General features: G+C 42.4%; 5 protein-coding genes. 2 read left to right on the forward strand and 3 right to left on the reverse strand.

Going from position 1 to position 11,883, the window contains the following annotated elements; translation table 11 throughout:
• Positions 1-27: 27 nt before the first annotated feature.
• The gene (locus tag SB49_RS06465; protein WP_062054952.1) at positions 28-8,547 is read right to left on the reverse strand and encodes a T9SS type B sorting domain-containing protein; all 8,520 of its coding nucleotides are present in this window, start codon (positions 8,545-8,547) and stop codon (positions 28-30) included.
• Positions 8,548-8,682: 135 nt separating this feature from the next.
• Here SB49_RS06465 and SB49_RS06470 point away from each other — a divergent pair, with 135 nt between their 5' ends.
• Together SB49_RS06470 and SB49_RS06475 are read left to right on the forward strand one after the other, a co-directional pair.
• Positions 8,683-9,804: a PQQ-dependent sugar dehydrogenase gene (locus tag SB49_RS06470; RefSeq protein ID WP_062054953.1), complete on the forward strand. Its 1,122-nt coding sequence runs from the start codon at positions 8,683-8,685 to the stop codon at positions 9,802-9,804.
• Positions 9,805-9,892: 88 nt separating this feature from the next.
• Positions 9,893-10,297, forward strand: a complete 405-nt coding sequence (locus SB49_RS06475) for a c-type cytochrome (protein ID WP_062054955.1) — start codon at positions 9,893-9,895, stop codon at positions 10,295-10,297.
• A 2-nt stretch (positions 10,298-10,299) separates the two neighbouring features.
• Here the strand turns inward: SB49_RS06475 and SB49_RS06480 are convergent, their stop codons facing one another.
• Positions 10,300-11,115 carry an N-acetylmuramic acid 6-phosphate etherase gene (locus SB49_RS06480; protein WP_062054957.1) on the reverse strand — a complete coding sequence of 272 codons (816 nt, stop codon included), beginning with the start codon at positions 11,113-11,115 and terminating at the stop codon, positions 10,300-10,302.
• 2 nt (positions 11,116-11,117) lie between these two features.
• Positions 11,118-11,867, reverse strand: a complete 750-nt coding sequence (locus SB49_RS06485; RefSeq protein ID WP_062058934.1) for a DeoR/GlpR family DNA-binding transcription regulator — start codon at positions 11,865-11,867, stop codon at positions 11,118-11,120.
• Between the last annotated feature and the right edge of the window lie 16 nt (positions 11,868-11,883).

The following is an 11,883-nucleotide window of genomic DNA, read 5'->3' on the forward strand; positions in this document are numbered from 1 at the left end:
TTCAAGCTTTTAACTTTAATAATATAGCTATCTGAAGAGTGTAAAATGCCCTACATATTGTTGTTTATCAGCATCATTGGCATTAACAACATACCAATAATCCCCTGTGGGCACCTCTTTGCCCTCATATTTACCATCCCAGCCTTTAACCTGATCCAATATGGCAACCACCCTACCGTAACGGTCATAAATCTTGACCTCCAAATTTGGGAACAATTCCCGGTTGCCTGGAGCCCAAAGCTCGTTCATATTGTTTCCGTCTGGAGTAAAGAAATTAGGCATTTCCAGAACCCCTGTAAAATCAAATGGGATGGTTATGGTAACATTACAGCCTTGTTCATCAACTACCCTTATGGTTACCGTGGCATCCATATTTAGAGTAAACACATTGTTATCACCTGAGGAATAGCCTTGAAAGAAATATTCATAGTTGCCGAAACCACCTGTTGCTGTTGCCGTAATTTCATTAGGGCCAGTTTTGATAGCTTCAAGTGTCAAAGGATCGTAAGCATCTATGGTAAATGATACCGAAGTAGAACATCCGTTCTCATGATACAAATACACGACATGGTCTCCGGGTGGCAGATCTCCAAATGTAAAATTGGTATCTGCCAAGGAAATATCATCAACATCCAAAGAAAACAGTAACCTGGGAAGCACACTAGGATCCTGCATTTCTACAGTAACCGTGCTATTGGGGAAGATTCCCTCACACCCATACTCAGGTATGGCCTCAGCCATTAGGTCTACACCTATTATAATGGGCATTACCACATTGGTTTCACAACCTCTGGCATCCCTAACAAAAGCCACATAGGTATCCCCTCCTACCAGATTATCAAAGAATAGCGCATCATTTCGCACAAAATCTGCTGGATCCGAAGAGTTTAAACTGGTTTCATAATATGTCTGCAAGGTTACAGGATCCACAAACGGGGTTCCCCCTGTAATGGTAAGCTGTGCCGAACCATCCATAGCGTTTATACATGTCTCGGGAGTCTCTATGGACGATACTGTCAAAACATCTGGTTCCAGTATTGTCAAGGTTCTTTTCTCTGAACATCCCTTTTCGTCCAAGATCAATATTTCATAGGTACCAGCATCCAAATCGTCAAAAACAAACTGGCCCGGTGTTGTTGGTTCGCTAAAGAATTCATTGAAATTAGGGGATATGGCAAACTGCAATAATCCCACTCCACCTGATTGCACTTCTATTTCAATGGAACCATCGGACAGGCCATTACAAGATACCGCATTGGGTACAGCTGTTAATTGAATAGGTTCTGGTCTCAATATAACCAAAGGTCCCTTTACATCACCACAGGTTACACCACTGATTACGCTCACATAATAATCATTGCCTTCAGGTAAGCCTTCAAATGTCCCATCATTTTGGGTAGGTCTAAATAAGGTTGCAGACGCATTAGGAGCAAAAGGATCGCCAGGATCACCCACCCATAACTGAAATTGATAATTACCAACCCCACCAGCAGCAAAGGATTCAATCCTTCCGTCCAATTCAGAAGCACAGGATATATCATCCGGCAAGTTCAATACAAGATCTACATTTTCCGCATTTACCAAGGTTATCCCCTGGGAACGTACGCTATCGCAAACGTTCAATCCTGAAACATCCTTCTTACGTATATCATATTGATAAAATCCAGGTCCAACGGTAATCAATACCGAAGTCCCGACCATATCAATATAGGGGTCTGTAGGCAAGGCATTGAACGCCCTGTATTCGTACACATATCCAACTTCAGGATTTTCAACACTTAATCGTATTTGACCCTGTCCCCCACAACCAGGTGCTTGAACCTGTACCAATTTGGGATCTATTGGGGGTGGTGGATTCACGAAATAGGGAACAGTTACCCCTACACAAGCAAAACCGGAAGAAATCTCAATCGCGTACCAACCAGCACTAATGTAACCACCAGATAGCCCACCAAACGTTGGGGTATCCTGTAATCCTCCAGTTGAAACTATATTTGTATTGTCATTACTTCCCAAATACAATAATCTATACTTGTACCCCGCTCCTGGAACACCTCCAGATGCACCTGCCAAGGCAGTAAGAATGGTACCCGTTGTTGTATCATATGCCTCCAATATTGCATTGTTACCTCCAGGACAGATCAAGGCCTGAGGTTCCCTGATACCAGCTATGATTGGAGGTATTGGGCTTAGTTGAATATCTATGGATGCCTCACATCCTTCAATATCCCTAACTGTTATTCTATAATTTCCACTAGATAAATTTTCAAATTCATTGTTTGAACCAAAAGGGACAACACCCACAAAAATTCCACTACCAGCAGGACTTTCAATGGCCAAACTAAAGTCATAAGGAGCAGTATCCCACCCACCTTGGGCAGTAGCCTGGATTTGACCCAGATTATCATCACAGCTTACGTTCCCTAATTCTATTGCCGAAAGAACTAGCGCTCCATTTGGACTTCTTATGGTTGCCACATTACTATTTCCTGAACAAAACGGTAAATCATCTGAGGTTACGACCACATAGAAATTACCTCCCGGGAGTCCAGTAATGGTTTCTGGGTTATTGGAAGTATGGAAGCTCCCTGTTGCCAAAGATAAGGAGGCGGTTAAATCATCACTTCTGTACACATTGTACGTATAGTTACCTACATAATCTGTAACCGTAATGGCCATTTCACCATCATCTACGCCAAAACACTGGATAGGTTTTGCCTCACTGATAACTACAGTGGGTGTTACAGGTTCATCTACCATATGCTTCGGTAAAGGATAGGTACAACCACCAATATTGTCGGTTATTTCAAAAAGATAGTCTCCGGCAACTGGTAAATCTATCAGTGCAAAACTATTGCCCACCACAACGACAGGGGCTACAGGAACAACCGAATTGGTTGTCACTGTAAAACTTGTGGTTCCCACCACATCAATACGTACTTGCTCTGGATCTCTACAATCCAGGTCTCGGATAACGCTAAGTGCAGGCACCACATCTGTTGGTGGATTAATTGTAGGCAATACAAAGGTGTCCTGACAGCCATTGCCGTCTATTGCGTAGATGGTAAAGTCTTGTGGAGCGCCATTATCAATAATTTCAAATAGATTACTGCTCTGGTAGTTCCCAAAACCTGTTAAACTGTATTGGTAACCTCCTGCAGCCGTTCCCGGATCAACAATGCTTACAGTAATGGTAGTAGAACTAAATCTATTGGCTCCGACCTCACAGGAAAAATCGGGTGCCGATGCCGAAATGGAAAACGGTGAAGGTTCAGTTATATCCACCAAGCCCGTTTGAGTGGCACAATTTCTATCCGTTACCACCTCAACGTCATAACGTCTTGGAGCAAGATTAGGGAAGGATCCAGAATTATTGGAAGCCAATAACGCCCTAGTATCAAAATCTACCAAATTATAGGTGATGGGGGTATCCACATCAGATCCACTGGTAAGAATTACATCTATACTACCATTGTTATCGCCTGCACAACTAACATCAAGATCCAAAACTGCGCTAATAACCGGTAATGTGGGATCGGCCAAGAAAATATTGTCCACTAAGAAGAAACAGTTTCCCGTACCATCGCTAACAATATTATCTGTCACCAATACCTTATAACTTCCAGGTGCTACCCCGGTAAATACACCTGCGGTTCTATCTCCAACTATTGGAGCTCCAATATTTGCTCCAGTTCCGTCCTGCAATTGGTAGGTAAAATCATCACTACCTCCATCTGTAACCACACTGATGGTTCCATCTAGATTTTCACAGGTCGGTATGGTAGTAAAACCACCAGAAGCAGATACAAATTCATACACCTCAGCAATAGCCGTACTTGTACACCCATTGGCATCAATAACATCTATGGTGTAGAATCCAGGGGAATTCACGAAAAAAGTTGTTGTATTTGGACTTCCAAATTGGGTGACTCCTCCAAGAGTAAATCTAGGCGTATCAACAGTCATAGGCATGGTAACATCTATTTGAAAAGACGTTGCCGTATTATCACACTGGTTGATTACCGCAATGGTCGGTGCGGGCAATGGTGGATCAATTTGTACGATCTGCCCTATTCCAAATGAAATACAACCACTGATATCCCGAACATAAATATCATAATTTCCAGCAGGCCTAGAGGCTGTGGTCTGTGTTGTAAAGTCATCTGAAAGATCAGCTGGCGTTGCAGTACCATCATAATCTGGGGTATCCCCTTGCGGTACATAGGCAAATTCATAAGGTCCCCCTGCACCGCCATACCCTTGAACAGTAAATTGTCCGTCCGCATTGCAATTTGCAGGATCGTCCTGCAATATAAAAATGGAAGGTAGGTTCTGGTCGATGGTGATCGGAGCAGCATCTGTACAATCATCGCCTAGATCAGTTGCTACAATCTGATAGTTTCCTGGGAGCGTTTCATAGGTATTGGAATACATTGCACCTACGAAACCAGGGTCTGATACTATTACTTGACTAGCACCTGTATCCGAATTTACCAATTCTATCCTAATACCGGGTCCGGTCAAACCTGTTACCGTGTAGGAGATCTGTCCATTTCTATTGACATCACAGAAACCAGCGGTACTGGTTGCTGTTACGTCCAACAAATTAGGACCTTCTATTGGATCAATAATATCTAAATAGGTGCAACCGGTCCCTAAATCCGATACTTCTACAGTATAAGAAACCCCATATTGCAAACCGTTAAACGTGTGTCTTCTAGGTCCAAGATTTGGACTTTCAAAAGCATTGGCTGGCACTTCAACCAATCTAATTTCAAATGGTCCTGTTCCCCCTAAAATATCCACTGTATTAGAAAATCCTGTAGCACTACAGACCAATGGACTTTGAGCAACTGGTACAACGTCCACGGTTGTCTGAATAATGGTTACATTGTCTATGTCATTACAGCCGAACCTATCTATGGTAATCACCGTATAATTTCCTGGAATAACATTGGTAAAAGTCTCGACAGTACTTGCCGTAGGTCCAATTCTATCCAATTCAACACCAAATTGATCTTGCAGGATATAGGTAAAATCGGCAACACCGTCCGTTACCCCGGTTATTTGTATGCTTCCTTCAACAATCCCTGCACCACAAGTGGCATCAACCGGAACTACTGTGGCATCGGGTGGAGGAGTTCCATCTGTAGGAATGGTAACCATTTTTCCAGTGGTCTCACAACCTCTTGAATCCCTTACAATATAATTATAGGTTGTCGCAGCAGTTAAATTGGAATACGTGGTTTGTGAAGTAAATGGGCCTCCATCGAAACTTATAACATAAGGCGGTACGCCAATAGTTGCATCGGGTGTTATGGTAGCAATTCCATTATTTGCTTGCCCACAACTTGCAGGTGTTGCTGTTGCCGTGGCTTCAATCGCCAAAGGTGGCTCTAAAACTAAAGGATTGGATTCTGCAATACATCCCTCGTTATCCGTTATTCTAAATATATAAGTTCCACTGGTGTTCGTGTTGTAAAAGAAGACGTTGGTGGCCAAAGGAGTTGAGGGACTCGTAGTTACGGTAACCCCATCGTCATAAATTACTTCATATGATTTAGGGCCAGCTCCCACTAAGTATCCATTGGTTGCTTCAACACGTATACTTCCATCTGCTCCGCCACAAGGAATATCTGTAGAAATGGTAGTGGTCACCCTCAATTGTGGGTTTATGGTTACGCTTAATTGACTGGAACAATTATTGGCATCAAAAACTTCTACCGAATAACTACCTGGTGTAAGTCCGGCAAAAGTGGAACTGGCCTGTAAAGCTCCGCCATTGATCCGATATTGGTAACCAGGGGTTCCTCCCGCTGCATTAACCACTACTGTTGCCCCTGTACTTGGGACATAACAATAGTCTGTAGCAGCATCTAGACTTATAGTTGGTGATGACAGCGGGGTCAATGTAAAACTAAAAGTAGCAGTACAACCTTCTGCATCAGTAACGCTTAAATTATATGTTCCCGGGGTAGACAGATTCCCAAAGGTCCTATTGGTCCTTGGACCAACAATAGGCGCTCCTCCAGGATACACTAAAGTATATCTATAGTTGCCCCAACCTCCAGTTGCATCGGCCACTACCCTACCAATGTTATTGTTCTGACAGTTCATATCCGTAACAGTTCCCCCTAAAGCGATAGGGGTTGCAGGCTCTGTGATCGTAAATGATGTAGAATCGGTACAACCCGTATCCACATCTGTTACATTAATAACGTATACACCAGCCCCTGAGGGTGGTAATACTACCTCCCCTGCATTTTGTGGGGCACTTTCTGTACCACCATTTATATTATAGGTATAATTATTTGCAAATCCATCTATCAAAAAGGTTCCTGTACCATCCGATCCTCCCGAACACACTCTGGTATCCCCTCCTGCCTTGACCCTAGCCCTAATGGAACTAATATTGGCCGGCGTATAACTGCTGGTATAGGTACATCCATTAATATCTGTGACCCTAAATTGGTAGGCCGTAGCAGTATTTAAGCCTATAAAAGTATTACTGCCGCCATTATCTACAACGGGTGCCGGACTAATTATCTCATATTTAGCAATAGCAAAACTACTGGTCACCGTTAATTGTACATCTGCTGTTCCCGCCCCACAATTTACATTGCTCTGGGCAAAGGCAATCCCCGTTGGAGGAGCAACATCTGTAATTGTAATAGAGGGTAATTGCACCCTACATCCACCGGAATCCCTAATGATGGGAATATAGGTGCCAGGGGCGAGATTATTATAAAGGGTTTGGGTTGAAAAGTTTGCTGGGGCATCTCCAGAAATACTAAAGACATATCCACTACCAGAACCTCCAGAAAAAGGTCCTTGAAATTCTATAGATCCTCCAATGGTACCTCCTGTGCCATCACAGGTCCTATCTGCCAATTTAACGGCTGAACCATTAATAGCGCCCGTTGTGGTTACCGTTACAGAATTGGGTAATGTGAGAATACAATCAAAGCCACCTTGTTGGTAGCGTACTTGCATATTGTTATAGGTTCCTGCGGTCACCGATAATTGGGTATTAGTACTCCATGCATCAGCAGGGGTTGCCCTAAAAGAAAGATTATACCCTTTACCATCTACAACGGTGAAATTTATTTTGGCCCCACCATTGCTACAGGTACCATCTACGCCGCTTGCCGTAACATCTGGCGGTGTAAGCACCTCTACATCGGCAGAAGCCGTAATGGTACACCCATTACTATCTGTGATAAAGAAATCATAGGAACCTGGAGAGGTTACCGTATATATTGTGGATCCGGTATACGATGGACTCACCGTAGCGCCACCGTTTACTGTAAACGTGTAAGGAGCTGTACCTCCTGAGGTTCTCACTGTGATATCCACACTGGCCACGCTACACCCAAAACTATTGTTCACCTCCGTGGAGGCGCTTAAGGCTACAATACCACTACCTATAACAATAGGATTGCCATTGATATCAAAGCTCTCAGTTGGGGGTGGTATGCCATTCGCAGGATCTCCTTTACACTGTTGGGTCTCTACCCTCACACTGTAAGTTCCAAAACCAACAGCACTGAAAACATAGCTGTTGGCTGCAATAAATGAGGTAAATTCTTGAGGCACCCCATTGGAATCCAATAAGGTGTATTTAAATGGCCCAGGAACATTATTGGCGACCACGGTTATACTTCCTGTATCGCCACTACACTGGGCATCAACAAAAGTGACATCAATATCCATATCCCTTTGCTCAATTACAATGGGCTCGTAAGGATACTCACATGTATTGGAGGTATTTTGAAGTCGAGCTTTAACTACATAAGTCCCTGGTAGTAAATTGTCAAATATAGGTCCTTGGTAAGGTCCAAAACCACTACCGCTATCAATACTGTACTCATAAGCACTGGATAAGTTGGTAATTTGAATTCTACCTGGAGCACCGCATATAAAGTTACGTTTTACGTAGGTCTGGGTAATGGTGCTCTTTTTAACCTTGAAATAATAATAGGGTCCGGAACCATTCACTCGGACTCTAAAGCCCGCCCCCGTTGAGGAGTTGATGGTACTGGCATTGATATTAAAGTTTGAGCTGCTACTTACTACACTCCAACAACTGGCCGTAGTATTGGCACATTCAGTATTCACGTCAAAAACACAACTACCACTAGGATTAAATCGTTCCCATTGGTAACTGCTATAGGCAGCCTGTAAGGTCACTACCCTATTATCAAAATCACCGCAAAGGTTGTACCGTACCATGGTACTACCATCATTACTACAGGTAACGGTTTCATCACCATTGGTAATAATCGTGGAGAACATGGCAGTACTTGCAAATATTCCTTCGGCCCTATTGGGCGCAGTAGATACATTTGTGGATGTTGTAACTTTATCAGAATTGGCAGTTGTTTCATCTTCCAAAGAAGCTGAATCGTCATGATCTAAATTATAGACTGGGAGAATATCGGTAATAAGATGATGGACTTTGTAATTTGCCAATGCTGAGGTACACACTACTGATAAAGCGATCAGCAATATGGCATACATTAGATGCCTTGGATTTCTTGGTAGCATAGGTTAAGTCTTTTTTAAGAATATATTCGATTTGGGATCTTGAATATTCTTTGGTGTAATTGTTTTTACTTATAAAATCTATTTATCTTTAAACATTAATTCTATTCCTTCTATTATTAATCTTAACGTTAAGATATGAAAATTAGTATTGTATTTCTCTATTTATTCGTTGTAATGACAACCATTTCTTGTGGACAAGAACCAGAAAACAAGGCGAAAACCGCAGAAAGTGTAGCCATAACCTTTGAAACGGTAGTTGATGGAATTTCTATTCCATGGGGCATGGTTATGCTCCCAGATGGTGCTTTTTTGATCACCGATAAATCTGGAGATCTCATCCATTTTAAGGATGGAAAGAAAACAAGTGTAGAAAATGTTCCTGAGGTTTATGTACGGGGACAAGGGGGACTTTTAGATATAGAATTGCATCCAAATTATAAAGAAAATGGTTGGATCTATATTTCTTATGCATCATCTGAAGGGGAAGAAAAAGGTGGACATACTGCCGTAATGAGGGCAAAATTGCAAGATTTTAAATTGGTGGACAACCAGTTATTATACAAAGCAACTCCCAATACCACGGCCGGACAGCATTTTGGATCCAGATTGGAGTTTGATAATGATGGTTATTTATTCTTTTCCATTGGAGAACGTGGGGACAGGGATGTAAACCCACAGGATATTAAACGGGATGGTGGTAAAATCTATAGGATTAAGGATGATGGAAGCATCCCTGCCGATAATCCTTTTGTGAATGAAGCAGGAGCCAAAAAAGCCATTTACAGTTACGGACATAGAAATCCCCAAGGTTTGATAAAACACCCGGAAACAGGTGAAATGTGGGACCATGAACATGGACCTAGAGGAGGGGATGAAATAAATATCATTAAAAAGGGCAAAAACTATGGATGGCCTGTAATAACCTATGGTATCAATTACAGTGGCACCCCTATTACCGATAAAACCGAAATGGAAGGAATGGAGCAACCCATCCATTACTGGGTACCCTCTATTGCTCCCAGTGGCATGGTGATGGTCACCTCAGATAAATACCCAAATTGGAAGGGCAATTTACTGGTGGGCTCCCTTGTTTTTCAATATTTGGAAAGATTGGCCATGGAAGGGGAAAAAGTAGTCTACCGTGAAAAACTTTTGGAAGATATAGGTAGGGTCAGAAGTGTCTACCAGGCCCCAGACGGATTTATTTATATAGGTGTTGAAGGCAAGGGAGTACTGAAACTCGTTCCTTCAGAATAGTTTTCACCAAGTGTTGAAGCCTTAATCTATTTGATGACAGGTCTTCAGATTAAACGTTGTCTTTACATCAATAAAAATTCATTAAAATATGAAAGTTCTATTAGTTATTTATATATCCATAGTGCTGTTATTGGCCAATACCCTATTTCAGGACAATAAGCTAAAAGAAAGCATGGAGCGCGGGAGCGAGATCTATGCCGATTTTTGTGTTACATGTCATTTGACAAAAGGAGAAGGGGTTCCCTATACATTTCCACCTTTGGCCAAATCGGATTATTTGATGAACAATAGAGAGGAAAGTATCCGAGGTATCAAATATGGACAAAGAGGTGAAATTGTGGTGAATGGAAAAACATACAACAACACAATGATGCCTATGGGGCTTACAGACGACGAGGTTGCCGATGTAATGAATTACATTACCAATTCCTGGGGCAATAAGAATGATAAAATGGTTACCGAAGAAGAGGTTGCTGCTATCGGAAAAAGGTAGTCCTATTTTTGATAAGCGTCTATGGCCTTTTTAACGGAGCCGTGCAGTTGCAATAATCGTTCGGCATCGTCATAAGGGATTTCCAAAGCTTCCACCAAATATCGCGTGCCACGATCTACCAATTTCTTGTTGCTGAGTTGCATGTTCACCATTTTGTTGCCCTTTACCCTCCCTATTTTAATCATTAGGGCAGTGGAGATCATATTGAGCACCAATTTCTGGGCTGTACCGCTTTTCATTCTGGTACTTCCGGTAACAAATTCGGGGCCGACATTAATGGCAATTGGAATTTCCACGGCAGTGGTCAATGGGGATCCAGGATTATTGGTGATACAACCCGTAAGCAAGCCATTATTCATTGCAGCTACCACTCCTCCCAATACATAAGGGGTAGTCCCAGACGCGGCTATCCCTATTACGGTGTCGTTTACTGTAGGTTTATGAGCCTCCAAATCTTTCCAGGCTTGTTGGGTATCATCTTCTGCACCTTCCACTGCCTTTCTAATAGCACTATCGCCCCCTGCAATAATACCTATCACCCTATCATGGGGCATCCCAAAAGTTGGAGGTATTTCTGAGGCATCCAATATCCCTAACCGCCCGCTGGTACCTGCACCAATGTAGAACAGTCTTCCACCTCTTTCAAAGCGGAGGGCCAATGCATCTACAAGTTTTGTAATCTGGGGAATAGTCCTCTCAACAGCGTCCGCCACTTTCTTATCCTCAGCATTCATGCTTTCCAAAATGGTCGTTGTCTCCATCTGTTCCAGACTTTCATACTGTGAGGCTTCCTCTGTAATTTTGTTGTATTTGGACATGATTATAGTAAGTGGATATCGTGGTTTCTAAAAGAGTCTAATTGTTTGTTCTCTGGATTTAATTCCGTAATCATAATGTTTACTGAATTTATATCGCAGGTTTTGTATCGATGCTGGGAGTTCAATTTCTCCGAGATGCACAAAAGTACCGATTTTTTTGAAGCGTCCATAACCGCTTTTTTCACCTGAACAATATCCCAATCGAACTCGGTCAGCCCAAAGGCAGCATCCACATAACCAGTACCTATAAAACCATAATCTACCTTAATTTGGGATAGGTTGTATACCGTGCTTGCCCCTATCGCCATTTGGGCATCTTTGGATAGTTGTCCTCCCACAAAAATAACTTCTATATTAGTTTTGTTCAATAATTCCAAAGCAACAGGCAAACTATGTGTAAAACAGGTAAGCTGCATTTTAGAAGGGATGGCCCTAGCCAATTCCAGGCACGTGGTACCCCCATCAATAAAAATTACACTCCCCTCTTTTATAAGACGTACTGCCTTTTCGGCAATCACTGACTTTTCTGTCAAGGCATAAGTGTTGTCGTTTTTAGGAGTGTAGTTGGTAAAGCCCAAAGCTATGGCACCACCGTGAACCTTTTTAAGTTTCCCTTCCGCGTCCAATTCCTTCACGTCCCTTCGTACAGTATCAATAGAGACATTTAGATTTTCAGCAATGTCGGTCAGTAGCACCCTATTGTGCAAGACCACTTCGGTCAATATGGTTCTCTGGCGTTCTTCTTTTAACAAAATATCCCTTTTTTTA

Origin of the sequence: Sediminicola sp. YIK13, from assembly GCF_001430825.1 — a bacterium.
Classification (GTDB): domain Bacteria; phylum Bacteroidota; class Bacteroidia; order Flavobacteriales; family Flavobacteriaceae; genus Sediminicola.